At 61.8% G+C, this 12,584-nt stretch carries 15 protein-coding genes; 10 read left to right on the top strand and 5 right to left on the bottom strand.

All coding sequences use genetic code 11. From position 1 onward, the window contains the following. Nucleotides 1–72: 72 nt before the first annotated feature. A complete protein-coding gene (tenA, locus tag HFO99_RS09165) occupies nt 73–771 on the bottom strand; it encodes a thiaminase II (RefSeq protein WP_222360726.1) in 699 nt (232 codons plus the stop codon). Nucleotides 772–909: 138 nt separating this feature from the next. Between tenA and HFO99_RS09160 the strand changes: the two genes are divergently transcribed. Together HFO99_RS09160 and HFO99_RS09155 are read left to right on the top strand one after the other, a co-directional pair. After that, complete coding sequence (locus tag HFO99_RS09160) at nt 910–1,476, top strand: helix-turn-helix domain-containing protein (RefSeq protein ID WP_222360724.1); 567 nt, start codon at nt 910–912, stop codon at nt 1,474–1,476. A 25-nt stretch (nt 1,477–1,501) separates the two neighbouring features. Beyond that, nucleotides 1,502–2,020 carry a GNAT family N-acetyltransferase gene (locus tag HFO99_RS09155; protein ID WP_222360721.1) on the top strand — a complete coding sequence of 173 codons (519 nt, stop codon included), beginning with the start codon at nt 1,502–1,504 and terminating at the stop codon, nt 2,018–2,020. 15 nt (nt 2,021–2,035) lie between these two features. On the opposite strand, the gene HFO99_RS09150 is transcribed toward HFO99_RS09155, so the two are convergent. After that, nucleotides 2,036–2,647, bottom strand: coding sequence for an HAD-IA family hydrolase (locus tag HFO99_RS09150; protein ID WP_222360719.1), 612 nt, complete (start codon nt 2,645–2,647; stop codon nt 2,036–2,038). A gap of 133 nt (nt 2,648–2,780) precedes the next feature. On the opposite strand from HFO99_RS09150, the gene HFO99_RS09145 reads away from it, so the two are divergent. The 3 genes from HFO99_RS09145 to HFO99_RS09135 all read left to right on the top strand — a co-directional run bounded on the left by HFO99_RS09145 (nt 2,781) and on the right by HFO99_RS09135 (nt 5,593). Then, nucleotides 2,781–3,806, top strand: a complete 1,026-nt coding sequence (locus tag HFO99_RS09145; RefSeq protein ID WP_222360717.1) for a histone deacetylase family protein — start codon at nt 2,781–2,783, stop codon at nt 3,804–3,806. Between the two features lie 9 nt (nt 3,807–3,815). After that, entirely contained in the window at nt 3,816–4,364 is a 549-nt protein-coding gene (gene recX, locus HFO99_RS09140; protein WP_222360715.1) for a recombination regulator RecX, read from the top strand. A 317-nt stretch (nt 4,365–4,681) separates the two neighbouring features. Beyond that, nucleotides 4,682–5,593 carry an EamA family transporter gene (locus HFO99_RS09135; protein ID WP_222360713.1) on the top strand — a complete coding sequence of 304 codons (912 nt, stop codon included), beginning with the start codon at nt 4,682–4,684 and terminating at the stop codon, nt 5,591–5,593. Between the two features lie 150 nt (nt 5,594–5,743). Here HFO99_RS09135 and HFO99_RS09130 read toward each other — a convergent pair whose 3' ends face one another. Continuing rightward, entirely contained in the window at nt 5,744–6,211 is a 468-nt protein-coding gene (locus HFO99_RS09130; protein WP_222248498.1) for a group III truncated hemoglobin, read from the bottom strand. 173 nt (nt 6,212–6,384) lie between these two features. Here HFO99_RS09130 and mbfA point away from each other — a divergent pair, with 173 nt between their 5' ends. Continuing rightward, entirely contained in the window at nt 6,385–7,368 is a 984-nt protein-coding gene (gene mbfA, locus HFO99_RS09125) for an iron exporter MbfA (protein WP_222360711.1), read from the top strand. A gap of 586 nt (nt 7,369–7,954) precedes the next feature. Here the strand turns inward: mbfA and HFO99_RS09120 are convergent. After that, nucleotides 7,955–8,554, bottom strand: coding sequence for a transglutaminase-like cysteine peptidase (locus HFO99_RS09120; protein ID WP_222360709.1), 600 nt, complete (start codon nt 8,552–8,554; stop codon nt 7,955–7,957). A gap of 165 nt (nt 8,555–8,719) precedes the next feature. Continuing rightward, entirely contained in the window at nt 8,720–9,559 is an 840-nt protein-coding gene (locus tag HFO99_RS09115; RefSeq protein WP_222360707.1) for an alpha/beta hydrolase, read from the bottom strand. 178 nt (nt 9,560–9,737) lie between these two features. On the opposite strand from HFO99_RS09115, the gene infC reads away from it, so the two are divergent. The 4 genes from infC (at nt 9,738) to pheS (ending at nt 12,576) form a co-directional block, all read left to right on the top strand. Further along, nucleotides 9,738–10,274: a translation initiation factor IF-3 gene (gene infC, locus HFO99_RS09110; RefSeq protein ID WP_075225634.1), complete on the top strand. Its 537-nt coding sequence runs from the start codon at nt 9,738–9,740 to the stop codon at nt 10,272–10,274. A 326-nt stretch (nt 10,275–10,600) separates the two neighbouring features. Then, on the top strand, nt 10,601–10,804 hold the full coding sequence (gene rpmI / locus HFO99_RS09105; RefSeq protein WP_003570998.1) for a 50S ribosomal protein L35: 204 nt from the start codon (nt 10,601–10,603) through the stop codon (nt 10,802–10,804). A gap of 38 nt (nt 10,805–10,842) precedes the next feature. After that, nucleotides 10,843–11,247, top strand: a complete 405-nt coding sequence (gene rplT / locus HFO99_RS09100; protein ID WP_222360704.1) for a 50S ribosomal protein L20 — start codon at nt 10,843–10,845, stop codon at nt 11,245–11,247. Between the two features lie 246 nt (nt 11,248–11,493). Then, the gene (gene pheS / locus HFO99_RS09095; protein WP_222360702.1) at nt 11,494–12,576 is read left to right on the top strand and encodes a phenylalanine--tRNA ligase subunit alpha; all 1,083 of its coding nucleotides are present in this window, start codon (nt 11,494–11,496) and stop codon (nt 12,574–12,576) included. Nucleotides 12,577–12,584 lie beyond the last annotated feature (8 nt).

Here is a 12,584-nt window from a genome sequence, read left to right as displayed (position 1 = left end):
CAGCGCCGCCCCCTGCCGCAAAGCGGTAATTATCCTGCTGTTTACGCTATTTCGTCCTGTGTCGGGCGCCTATCAGACCGGCCACGTCTCCAGCCGCCAGGCCGAATCCCAGAACATCCATTCATATTGCGAGGCGCGCACGAAGACATCGGTCATCTGAGCCCGCTCCACCGGCGATGCGGCGCGGGCGGCGATGTCGGTCAGCGCGATCACTTCGCGGGCTCCCGCGGCAAATTGCGGATCGCCATAGGTGTTGATCCAGGCCTGGAAGGCATTGCCCTCGATAACAGGCCGGTTCTTGATCGCTTCGCCGACATGCCAGTAGATCCAGAAGCAGGGAAGGATCGAGGACAGCGCCACCGCGTAGGAGCTGTGATAGGCGGTGGCAAGCAGGAAGTTCGTATAGGCAAAGCCGGCAGGCGAGGGTTCGGCTGATGTGACGTCGGCGGACGTGATGCCGAATTGGGTGAGGAAGCCGGCATGCAGGCCCTGTTCGACGGTGATTGCCTTCTGCGCCGAACCGAGGAAGCGCAGGACCTGCGCATTGTCGGGCGCCTTGGCCGCGACGATCGCAAGGCATCGCGCATAATGCTTCAGGTAGAGCGCATCCTGCAGGATGTAGTGCCGGAAAACCTCCGGCGGCAATGTGCCGTCCGAAAGGCGCTGCAGCAGCGGCAAGGCCTCGATCTCGGCCATGATCGGCGCGATCCTGTCCCAGGCGCCAGCCGTGAAGCTTCCCGTCAGTTCCGTGCTCTGCGTGCTGCCGTCCATTACTCTCTCCTCGGATTACGCCGCCATATATGGTCGGCGCAGCGGCGAAAGCAAGGCGCGTTTGGCCGCTTTACATAGGCACTTGATTCCATCATCGGATAATGTATTTCTCGTATAGTGGAATCATGGGACTTGAAAATGGAACCGGATCTCGAACAGGCGATCGGCATCCGCATTCGCACGCTGCGGCAGGAAAAGGCTCTGACGCTCGATGATCTGGCTGCGGCTTCCGGCGTCAGCCGGGCGATGATCTCGCGCATCGAGCGGGCGGAGGCGAGCCCGACCGCCTCGTTGCTGGCAAGGATCTGCGCTGCGCTCGGCCTGTCGCTGTCGGCCTTCTTTGCGGAAGAGGGGCAGGCCTCGCCGCTCGCCCGGAGGCGGGAGCAGCAGGTCTGGCGCGATCCGGAGACCGGTTATATCAGACGCTCTGTTTCACCCCCGGGCACGGCTTCCGATGTCGATATCGTCGAGGTCGAATTCCCCGCCGGCGCCCGCGTCAGCTTCCCCCCGCATGCGAGCGCCCATGGCATGACGCAGCATATCTGGCTGTTCGACGGCGAGCTGGAGATGACGGCGGGTGAGACCGTCTACCGGCTGCGCCCGGGCGATTGCCTCTTCATGCCGGTCGGCGAGGGCCACGTCTTCCACAATCCCGGCAACGCACCGGCACGCTATTGCGTCGTCCTCGATCGCGGCGGCCGATAGAAGCATTTCATTTCAGGAGAACAGCATGCCTGCTATTCGTACCCTTTCCGCCGAGGAGGCCCGCGCGGCCATTCCGGCTCTTTCGGAAATACTTGTCAATTGCGTCGCTGGCGGCGCCTCCGTCGGTTTCATGCAGCCCTATGGGCTTGAGGATGCCGAGTCCTATTGGAGCGATGTCGCCGATGCCGTTGCCACGGGCGGAAATCTGCTGCTGGTCGCCGAACTCGGCGGCAGGATCGTCGGCACGGTGCAGGTGGGCGCCGCGCAAATGCCGAATCAGCCGCATCGCGGCGACCTGAAGAAGCTGCTGGTGCATCGCTCGGCCCGCGGCAAGGGGCTCGCCCGGCTGCTGATGGATGCCGCCGAGCGCGAGGCGGCGAGCCGCGGCAAGACCCTGCTCGTGCTCGATACGGCAACCGGCAGCGATGCCGAGGCGATCTATCCGCGGCTGGGCTGGCAGCGCGTCGGCGTCATTCCCGATTATGCGCTGTGGCCGGAAGGCGGCTTTTGCGCCACCACCCTGTTCTACAAGCGGCTCGCCTGATTGCGCCGGCCCCGCTCACGCCGGCCTGGCGAAGACAGGAAGCGTGCCACCGAGTGTCGCGCCCGCCGTCCATTGCGCGGCATTCCAGCCGAATTGTCGCGCCGCTTCGATATTTTCGGCCATATCGTCGATGAAGGCGATCTCGCCGGGCAGCACGCCGGCCCGCTCGGTCGCCAGCCGGAAGAAATCGGGCGAAGGCTTGCTGTGTCCGAGCGCTGCGGAATAGATGATGTCGTCGAAATGTGCTTTAAGGCCGATCTGCTCCATCAGGTAGCGTGCCCGCCTATGTTCCTGGTTGGTCGCCAGCAAGAGGGTGATGCCGCTTTGCCTGAGAGCGGCGAGCTCTTCCAGCAGATTGAGATCGATGCGGGAATCATTTTCGAACCAGTACTCGATCAGTGTTTCGGCGCTGAGATGGGGTGCGATCTTTGCGAGCACGCCGGCGAGCCGCGGCTCCAGCGCCTCGCGGCCGATGATGATATCGCGCCAGTGGGTCTGGAAGAATTCCTGCTGCAGCAGGTCGATAGGCAGGCCGAGATCGCGCTCCAGATAGGTGAAGAGAGGCAGGCCGTCGGTCGGACGACCATGAACGAGCACGCCGTCGACATCGACCATCAGCACTTTCATGCGGAAAACTTCCTCGTTCTCAAAACACTGGCGAGGGTGGCGGCAATATTCCAGACGATCAAGAGCCTGCGCCGCTTTTTTGTCAGGGCCAAGCCGTGTAAATCTCCATTGTCAATCAAGGGCAGGATCTGAAATGCGCGTCATCTATTCCGAGGATCACAAGCTGCGCGATGCCAGGACCGAGCTGCACGCCGGCCAGCTGGTGACGCCCTTCGAGGCGCCGTTTCGCGCCGAATGGATCCTCGCGGCGGTCAAGCAGGCGGGCTTTACCGATGTCGTGGCGCCCAATGCGCACGGGCTGGAAACGGCTCGAAAAGTGCATGATCCCGCCTATCTGGATTTTCTCGCCACCGTCTGGGACCGCTGGGTAGCGGCCGGTTTCACCGGTGAGGCGATCGCCAATTCCTTTGCCGTTCGCCGCACCAGCCAGCGCGTGCCGAATAATATCGTCGGCGCGATCGGCCACTACGCCAATGCCGCCGATACCTCGATCACCAAGGGTTCCTATGAGGCGGCGATCGCTTCCATGCGCTGTGCCGTCACCGGCGTCGACTGGCTGAATGCCGGCAATCGCTTCGCCTTCGCGCTCTGCCGCCCGCCCGGCCACCATGCAGGCATCGATCTCTTCGGCGGATATTGTTTCATCAACAATTCGGGCGTCGCGGCGCAGTGGCTGCTCGATCACGGTGCGAGGAAAGTCGCGGTGCTGGATGTCGACTTCCACCATGGCAACGGCACCCAGGATCTCTTCTATCACAGAGGCGACGTCTTCACCGCCTCGCTGCATGGCGATCCCATGCACGCCTTTCCCTATTTCCTCGGCCATGCCGATGAGGAAGGCGAGGGGGAGGGTACCGGCGCCAACCGCAACTATCCGATGCCGCCGGGTACGCCTTGGGATGTCTGGTCTTCGGCCCTTTCCGATGCGCTCACCCGCATCAAGACTTTCGGCGCCGAGGCGATCGTCTTGGCGCTCGGCGTCGACACCTTCGAGCGCGACCCGATCTCTTTCTTCAGCCTCACCTCCGACGATTTCGCCCGCATGGGCGCGATGATCGCTTCCGCCGGCCTGCCGGTGCTCGCCTGCATGGAGGGCGGTTACGGCGTGCCGGAGATCGGCCTTAACGTCGCCAATGTTCTCAAGGGTCTGGAAGCCTGAACCCAGCCGATGACCGACGAGACTGTTCCATCCCTCCCGACAGCCCGCATGCTGAGCTGGGCGCGCAATTCCGCTATCTATCGCCTGGAGCGGCGGATGATGACGGAAAAGCAGCTCTTTGACGCCATCACCCGTAAGGCGAAGGAGAAATTCGAAGATATCAGCGCGGCGCAACTTAAGGCCGTTGCCGATTTCGCCGTCAAATTTGCCTATGACAACAAGGTGCTCGACGATCACGCCTATGCGGAGGTCAGCACGCGCGCTGCCGTGCGCGGCGGTAAATCGAAGCGCGCGATCGCCCAGAAGCTTGCTGCCAAGGGCGTCTCCAGCGACAAGGTCGAAGTGGCACTTGAGGAGGCTGACGATCTCTATGCCGCCGCGATTTTTGCCCGCAAGCGCGCCTTCGGCCCCTTCCGACGGGTCGCGCTCGACGAAAAGCGAAAGGCGAAAGAGCTTTCGGCTTTCGCCCGCAACGGTTTCAGCTTCGACATCGGCAGGAGGGTCTTCGAGATGAGCGTCGAAGATGCCGAAGAGGTCATCCTTGCGGGCCGTCGCTGATATTAGACAAGAGCTTTTGCTTGGCTGGTTGCGCCGATAGCTGCCCCTCACCCTAACCCTCTCCCCGTAAAAAACGGGGAGAGGGGACATGCCCTGCCAGAGGTGAGCGGGGAACGGAGAGGTCGCAACATGGTCCCTTCGCCCCGCCTGCGGGGAGAAGGTGCCGGCAGGCGGATGAGGGGCTGCCATCGGCGATATCTCGCACCGCCGGCCGTTCCGTGGCGCATCAGCATCAGCGCTCTTGATCCCGGCATGAAAAGTTTGAATTTGGTTCTCCCCCGTCTTCGGCTTAGAACCGCGCCAGGATCGGGGGCCACATGGACATCAAAAATATCGAGACCGGGACGGATGGCGCAGCTTTGATGGCGCAGCCGGGTGTATCGACGGCTTCCGGCGGCTTGGCGGCCGGGGTCGCGATGTGCCTGATGTCGATGTCGTCGATCCAGTTCGGTGCGGCACTGTCGTCGTCAGCCATTGCGACCTATGGCGTTGCGGGCGCCACCTGGCTGCGGCTTGCTTTCGCGGCGATCATCCTTGCCGCCGTCGTCAGGCCTTCGGTGCTGCTTTATACCAGCGCCCAATGGCGGGCGACGTTGCTGCTCGGCACGACGACGGCTGCCATGACGCTCTGCTTCTTCGCGGCGATCCAGCGGCTGCCGCTCGGTCTGGCGATCGCCATCGATTTCCTCGGGCCGCTCTCGGTCGCCGTCTTCGGTTATGGCCTCACCTGGCGGCTCACCTGGCCGTTGATTGCTGCGGCCGGCATTCTCTTCCTCGCCCATGACGGCGAAGGCTGGGTCGGCAATCTCCCGGGCGTCCTCTTTGCCCTCGGCTCGGCTGTGGGGTGGGCGGTCTATATCCTGCTGACGAAGAAGGTCGGCGCTGCCTTCAAGGGACTGGAAGGCCTCTCCATGTCGCTGCTCGTCGCCGGCCTCGTCGCGACACCCTTCGGTCTGGCGGAGACGGCGGGCGCCTTCACGCAGAAGGGATTGGTCGAGGTCCTTGGCCTTGCCATCCTCGTGCCGCTCCTGCCCTATGCGCTGGAGATGGTGGCGCTGCGGCGCATGCCGGCGGCTTCCTTCGGTATCCTGATGAGCCTCGAACCGGCGATCGGCGCACTTGCCGGTTTTCTGATCCTCGCCCAGCCGATGACCGTGCTGCAAATGCTGGGAACGGCGCTCGTCGTGGCGGCCAGCGCCGGCGCCACCGCCTCGGCGGCGAAGACCTAGAGCATGATGCCGAAAAGTGTGAGCGGTTTTCGGACGACATCATGCTCTAATGTAGAACAGCATTCAGATTTGAGGCCGACCCGGCCTAAAATCATCCTGTTCTAGAAAAGTATCAGCGTTTTTCCGCGGACATGGTCTCTATAAGATAGATCAGGCGAGTTTGCGCGTGGGATCGTCGAGTGCCGGATTGTAGAACAGCGAAAGCGTCAGGCTTTTGGCGATCCGCTCGGCCGTCGCCATGAACCAGGCCTTGGCCTCCGGCGATGGGGCGATATCGTCGAGCGTTGCGGCAAACAGCGACAGCCACTTCGGAAAGAGATCGGGTGTGAGGTTCGCAACGCCGGTATGCGCTTGCACCGGCTTGCCGCCATAGGCGCCGCTGCGGAAGGCGACGGCCGACCAGAAGCTCTTCATCTTCGCCATATGCTGTGGCCAGCGGCCGGATAGCCTGGCGTCGAACACGGGGCCGAGATCGGGATGCGTTAACACGCGCCCGTAAAAGGTCTCGACCAGCCTGTCGATGAAAGCCTCGTCGACGCCCATGTCCCGCATTTCGGCCTCCGCCCTTTCGCGGATCGCCGCGACATGAGCAGGGCGGCCCTGAATGTCATTGTCCATTTCAAAACCCCGGCGCCGCGTGATGCGGCGCCCTCTCATATAGGTGTTTATGCCAGCGCGCCAAAGTCGTCCGTGCCACTTGCGGCAATCTGTCAGCTGGCCTGCTCCATACCCTTGACCGTCACCACCTCGTTCTTTAGGTTTAGAATTATTCTAAAAAATTGGAGAGAGTCATGCTGGCGCGGTTTTTCAGATCCCCGAAACGATCTTTCGACTCGCTGTCCGAGCAGGAGATCCTTGCCCTTGGGATCGCCTCCGAGGAAGACGATTCCCGCATTTATCTTGCCTATGCCGACAGGCTCCGCCGCGAATTTCCGGCCTCGGCCAAGATCTTCGAGGACATGGCCGAGGTCGAGGATACGCATCGCAAGTCGTTGATCGAGATCCATCGCCAGCGTTTCGGTGAGCGCATTCCGTTGATCCGGCGCGAGCATGTGGAGGGCTTCTACGAGCGCAAGCCGGACTGGCTCAGGGCAAACCTTTCGCTGGATGCGATGCGCAGGGAAACCGAGGCGATGGAGGAGCAGGCCTATCGTTTCTATGTCGAGGCGGCAAAGCGGACCTCGGACGCCTCGACTCGCCAGCTTCTCGGTGATCTCGCGCTTGCTGAACAAGGGCATGAAGATATCGCCCGCATGCTCGGAGACAAACATACGCCCGAAGACGTCAAGCATGACGAGGACGAGACGGTGCGCCGACAATTCGTGCTGACCTATGTGCAGCCCGGTCTTGCCGGGCTGATGGACGGCTCGGTCTCGACGCTGGCACCGATCTTCGCCGCCGCCTTCGCGACGCAGGATACCTGGCAGACCTTCCTCGTCGGCCTTTCGGCCTCCGTCGGTGCCGGCATTTCGATGGGCTTCACCGAAGCCGCCCATGACGATGGCAAGATCTCCGGCAGAGGCTCGCCGGTCAAACGCGGCCTTGCCTGCGGCATCATGACGGCGCTCGGCGGTCTCGGGCACGCGCTGCCCTATCTGATCCCGCATTTCTGGACGGCAACGATCACCGCCGCCATCGTCGTCTTCTTCGAGCTCTGGGCGATCGCCTTCATCCAGAACCGTTACATGGAAACCCCCTTCCTGCGCGCCGCCTTCCAGGTGGTGCTCGGCGGCGGTCTGGTACTCGGCGCCGGTATCCTGATCGGGAATGGGTGAGTTGCGGTCGGGCATAGCCCGAGCAATCGATCCAGTGAATCGATTGCAGCGACGAACGCCCTGAGCCGAAAGCGAAGGGCCGGGAGACGGTGCGTCATACTCGGCATCAAGCCGGTCGGGCACAGCCCGAGCAATCGATCCCGTGAATCGATTGCAGCAACAAACGCCCTGAGCCGAAAGCGAAGGACCGGGAGAGGCTGACTATTTGGTCCCGGTCGCGTTTGCGAAGGCTCAAGAGGCGGCACGACTGCATTCTTGCCCTTCGCTTGCGCTCAGAGCATTCGCGGCTTCGCCGCTCACCCCCTCATCTGCCTGCCGGCATCTTCTCCCCGCTGGGGAGAAGGGGACTCGTGGCGGCGCCTCGCTCTCCTTGCGACATTGGTTTGGGAATGACACCCGTGCGAATTGCTCCCGCTTCTCCCCAGCGGGGAGAAGATGCCCGTCAGGGCAGATGAGGGGGGTGAGGAGCGGAAGCGACGAACGCCTTGAGCGTAAGCGAAAGGCAGCCCTCCCTGTATAAAGAACCACCGACAAAACAAAAAGGCCGGCAAATCGCCGGCCTTTTCCACATTCTCTATTCCAACCCTTACCGCAGCGCGCCGACCAGAACGTCGCGGTCGTTCTCGATGGTGACCCAGCGGCCGGCATTGTAGCTCGACTGGCGCTTGACGAAGGAATAGGGCGTCCCAAACCACGGCTTGACGTCGGAGGCGAGGTTGTCGAGCACAAAATCGCCCTCGGCGGTGCGCAGCGTCAGCACGGCATGGCCTTCGCCATCCGGCTTGCGCACGACCGTCATCAGCAGATCGGCAGCCGAAAAGCCGCGCTGGATCAGCATGCGGCGCTTCAACAGCGCAAAATCCTCGCAGTCGCCGGCAGTGGTCGGATAGGCCCAGACCTCATCCTTGCCGTAGATTTCCTTGTCGGTCATCGGCGTGATCGTGCGGTTGACCGTGGCGTTGACCGAACGCACCAGCGACCACTTCCCCGGGGTCATGGCAACCGGGCCGGCGTTTCGGTTTGCGCCGCATTCAACGCGGTGAATCTGACAGAAATCATAGTGCCCGATCGGCTGTGAGGTGGCATTGCCTGTCACCATGGAAGCATTTCTGCTGGGGGCTGGTATGGCGGCCGTCGCCATCGCAAACATGGCCATCATGGCCACAAAGATACCCTTGATCCGCACGCCCGCTCTTTCCTTGCATCGCCCTTATTTATTAACAAAGTGTTAATAGAGAGGGCCGGAAAGAGTCAATCGTTACTTCTTGGGAGGACCTTACGACCCGCCGATATGGTTAAAATGCAACGGGTTGGGGAACCTGCATCAGGCGAATTTATCCGCTTCTGCCGTTCAAGTGGGCATCTGCCTATTTGTTGACGAACGGATGATGCCTTTGACGGCACTCAACAGAAGCGCGATATCGCCGGGGCGGGAAAGGCGATGGTCGCCGTCGCGGATGAACGTCAGCACCACGTCGTCGGCGGGAAGATGTTCGACCAGCTTCATCGCATGCGCATGCGGCACGTCGGCGTCTTTCATGCCTTGGAGGATGTGCACCGGGCAGCCGGTTTCAATGATGCCGTCGAGCACCCGGTTCCTTCGGCCGTCCTCGATCAGCGCCCGCGTATAGATGATGGGTTCCGGGCTATATTGCGAGCGCTCTTCGAAATAGCCGCGCTCGGCAAGCGACTTGCGCTCCTTGGCCTTGAGGTTCGGCTCGATCAGCTCCGAGGTGAAATCGGGGGCGGGTGCGATCAGCACCATCCCTCCGAGCCTTGGGCCTTCGAGCCTCACGCCGCCCTGCCGCGCAAGCTCCTGCGCCAGCCGGAGCGCGATCCAGCCGCCCATCGACGAGCCGACGAGGATCACGCGATCGGGCGCGACATGGCGGATGACCGCAAGCGCCTCCTCCAGCCAGCGCGAGATCGTGCCGTCGCCGAAGCTGCCGCCGGAAAGCCCGTGGCCGGAATAGTCGAGACGGATGCAGGCGAGCCCAAGCTCCGCCGCCAGCCCGTCGAGCTCCACCGCCTTGGTGCCGCTCATGTCGGAGCGGTAGCCGGACAGCCAGACGAGTGCCGGTGCGCCGTTGCCCGCCTGCGCCGGGCGGACGAGCATGGCGATCTCACGCGCCGCCTCACCCTCGCCGACCGTCAGGAACTGCGGCTGAGCATTGGACATCTGATCGGACATCGGCGAAACTCCTGTTGTTTTGGCCTATAAAACAGATTCTTGGCAGGCTGACAGCGGGTGATTTTTCCGCTAAAGGATGATATTGACTCCGTTGCAGCGATGACGCGACACGTTTGTGCACCCCTGATTGGGAGCGCGATGCTGCAACGTTCCGAAACAACGCGAGGAGAATACGACCATTCGCAGACCTTTTAAAACCGACGCGCCCGTGAAGGACGGACCGCGCTCGAACCGTGAAATCCGCATTCCCAAAGTTCAGCTGATCGGGGCTGACGGAGAGAATATGGGCGTCGTGCCTACCGACCAGGCCTTGAGAATGGCGGAAGAAGCCGGCCTCGATCTCGTCGAAATTTCCCCCAATGTCGAACCGCCTGTGTGCAAGATCCTCGATCTGGGCAAGCTGAAATATGCCAACCAGAAGAAGGCTGCCGAGGCGCGCAAGAAGCAGAAGATCGTCGAAGTCAAAGAAATCAAGATGCGCCCGAACATCGACACTCATGATTATGAAGTGAAGATGAAGGCGATGGGTCGCTTCTTCGACGAAGGCGACAAGGTCAAGGTGACGCTGAAGTTTCGCGGCCGTGAAATGGCCCACCAGGAACTCGGCATGAAGCTTCTGCAGCAGGTCAAGGCCGATACGATCGAGTTCGCCAAGGTCGAAGCCGAACCCAAGCTCGAAGGCCGCCAGATGATGATGGTGCTGGCGCCGAAGTAAGCGCCAGGCAGTTTTTCGCCCAAGGCCGTCCGCAAGGGCGGCTTTTGTGCTTTCTGCCATTCTGCTTTGGGCGGGTGTATTATTGGACGCGCGAAGATTCCTCCGCGGCCCCGTTGCACTTTCATGACGCTGCGGTTATAAGCGCGCGTCCGAACTGACCGGCAGGGCATGCCGTGGCAGTTTCGAATGCTTGCGGAACGGTTCGTCGCCGATGCCGCAGATCAACAACAAACGCTCCCGCACCTTGTTGCGACGGCCGGAGAACCGGACTTCGCGAGAAGGGCTTTTTTGATAAAGCGCGCAGGGAGGACAGAAGGAGTAGCAAAATGCCCAAGATGAAGACGAAGTCCTCTGCCAAGAAGCGGTTCAAGATCACCGCGACCGGCAAGGTCAAGGCTGCCGCTGCCGGCAAGCGCCATGGCATGATCAAGCGTACCAACAAGTTCATTCGCGATGCACGTGGCACCATGGTTCTCGCAGAACCGGATGGCCGCAAGGTTATCAAGAATTACCTGCCGAACGGTCTCTGAGACTCGTCCGCGAACGCTAGATTTAAGGAGATCATGACATGGCACGTGTAAAAAGAGGCGTCACCTCTCACGCCAAGCACAAGAAGGTTCTGAAGGCAGCAAAGGGCTTTTACGGCCGCCGCAAGAACACCATCCGCACCGCCAAGGCTGCTGTCGATCGTTCGAAGCAGTACGCCTACCGCGACCGCAAGGTCAACAAACGCAACTTCCGTGCGCTTTGGATCCAGCGCATCAACGCCGCTGTGCGTGAATCCGGCCTGACCTACGGCCGCTTCATCGACGGCCTGAACAAGGCTGGCATCGAAGTCGACCGCAAGGTTCTCTCCGACATGGCGATCCACGAGCCGGAAGCATTCGGCGCGCTGGTCAGCGCTGCCAAGAAGGCTCTTGAATACCTCAAGGAAGCCGGCACGGCGAACGAGTTTGAAGGCGCGATCCGTTGAGCCGCGCGCGTTCGTAAGAACGCGCAAAGCTGGCTCAACTGCTTTAAGTGGCGCATGTACCTTTCGAGCGGGCGCGCCCGCACGGGACATGCGCTACCAGCGCTTCCCAAGCTTTTGAATTTATGATTTTGGGAAACCCGCGCTGGTTTGGGCTAGCGCGGGTTTTTCTTTCTTTATATTCCTGGCGCCGGCCGGCGCCGCCTGCCTCCCGATCGCCCGCCTGATACTGGACGGAAAGAAGTGACAATGTCAGATATCGACCAGCTCAACACATCGCTGCTCGCAGAAATCGCCGCCGCCGATGACGAAACGGCGCTGGAAGCCGTGCGTGTTTCCGCCCTCGGCAAGAAGGGCTCCGTCTCCGAACTGTTGAAGACGCTCGGCGCCATGACGCCGGAGGAGCGCCAGAGCAAGGGCGCGGCGATCAACGTTCTGAAGAACGCGGTGACCGAGGCGCTCACCGCCCGCAAGACGACGCTGCGGCAAGCGGCGATCGATGCTCGGCTGAAGGCCGAGACGGTCGATGTCAGCCTGCCGGTGCGCTCTTCGCCGGCCGAGCGCGGCCGTATTCATCCGATCAGCCAGATCGTCGATGAGATCACCGCGATCTTCGCCGACATGGGCTTCTCGATCGCCGAAGGTCCCGACATCGAGACCGATTATTACAATTTCACCGCGCTGAATTTCCCCGAGGGCCATCCGGCCCGCGAGATGCACGACACTTTCTTCTTCAACCGGGATGAGAATGGCGAGCGCAAGGTGCTGCGCACCCATACCTCGCCGGTGCAGGTGCGCACCATGGAGGCGCAGACGCCGCCGATCCGCATCATCATTCCCGGCAAGACCTACCGCCAGGACTCGGACGCCACGCATTCGCCGATGTTCCATCAGGTCGAAGGCCTGGTGGTCGATAAGAAGGCCAATGTCGCCAACCTCCGCTGGGTGCTGGAAGAATTCTGCAAGACCTTCTTCGAGGTCGACAGCGTGACGATGCGTTTTCGCCCGTCCTTCTTCCCCTTCACCGAGCCCTCCTTCGAGGTCGATATCCAGTGCGACCGCTCCGGCCCGATCGTCAAGTTCGGCGAGGGCACCGACTGGATGGAAATCCTCGGCTGCGGCATGGTCCACCCGAACGTGCTGCGCTACGGCGGGCTCGATCCTGACGAATATCAGGGCTTTGCCTGGGGCATGGGCCTCGACCGCATCGCCATGCTGAAATACGGCATGCCCGACCTGCGCGACTTCTTCAACGCCGACGTCCGCTGGATGACGCATTACGGCTTCCGCCCGCTCGACATGCCGACGCTGTTCGGCGGCCTCAGCGCTTGAACGGAGAA

The sequence above is a fragment of the Rhizobium leguminosarum genome (genome assembly GCF_019798305.1).
Taxonomy (GTDB): Bacteria; Pseudomonadota; Alphaproteobacteria; order Rhizobiales; family Rhizobiaceae; genus Rhizobium; species Rhizobium leguminosarum_U.
This window is presented reverse-complemented; position numbering and strand designations above follow the sequence as displayed.

Excerpts from the sequence above, each read along its gene's own strand:
- tenA (WP_222360726.1), bottom strand. The coding sequence starts at position 771 with ATGGACGGCAGCACGCAGAGCACGGAACTGACGGGAAGCTTCACGGCT.
- HFO99_RS09160 (WP_222360724.1), top strand. The coding sequence starts at position 910 with ATGGAACCGGATCTCGAACAGGCGATCGGCATCCGCATTCGCACGCTG.
- HFO99_RS09155 (WP_222360721.1), top strand. The coding sequence starts at position 1,502 with ATGCCTGCTATTCGTACCCTTTCCGCCGAGGAGGCCCGCGCGGCCATT.
- HFO99_RS09150 (WP_222360719.1), bottom strand. The coding sequence starts at position 2,647 with ATGAAAGTGCTGATGGTCGATGTCGACGGCGTGCTCGTTCATGGTCGT.
- HFO99_RS09145 (WP_222360717.1), top strand. The coding sequence starts at position 2,781 with ATGCGCGTCATCTATTCCGAGGATCACAAGCTGCGCGATGCCAGGACC.
- recX (WP_222360715.1), top strand. The coding sequence starts at position 3,816 with ATGACCGACGAGACTGTTCCATCCCTCCCGACAGCCCGCATGCTGAGC.
- HFO99_RS09135 (WP_222360713.1), top strand. The coding sequence starts at position 4,682 with ATGGACATCAAAAATATCGAGACCGGGACGGATGGCGCAGCTTTGATG.
- HFO99_RS09130 (WP_222248498.1), bottom strand. The coding sequence starts at position 6,211 with ATGGACAATGACATTCAGGGCCGCCCTGCTCATGTCGCGGCGATCCGC.
- mbfA (WP_222360711.1), top strand. The coding sequence starts at position 6,385 with ATGCTGGCGCGGTTTTTCAGATCCCCGAAACGATCTTTCGACTCGCTG.
- HFO99_RS09115 (WP_222360707.1), bottom strand. The coding sequence starts at position 9,559 with ATGTCCGATCAGATGTCCAATGCTCAGCCGCAGTTCCTGACGGTCGGC.
- rpmI (WP_003570998.1), top strand. The coding sequence starts at position 10,601 with ATGCCCAAGATGAAGACGAAGTCCTCTGCCAAGAAGCGGTTCAAGATC.
- rplT (WP_222360704.1), top strand. The coding sequence starts at position 10,843 with ATGGCACGTGTAAAAAGAGGCGTCACCTCTCACGCCAAGCACAAGAAG.
- pheS (WP_222360702.1), top strand. The coding sequence starts at position 11,494 with ATGTCAGATATCGACCAGCTCAACACATCGCTGCTCGCAGAAATCGCC.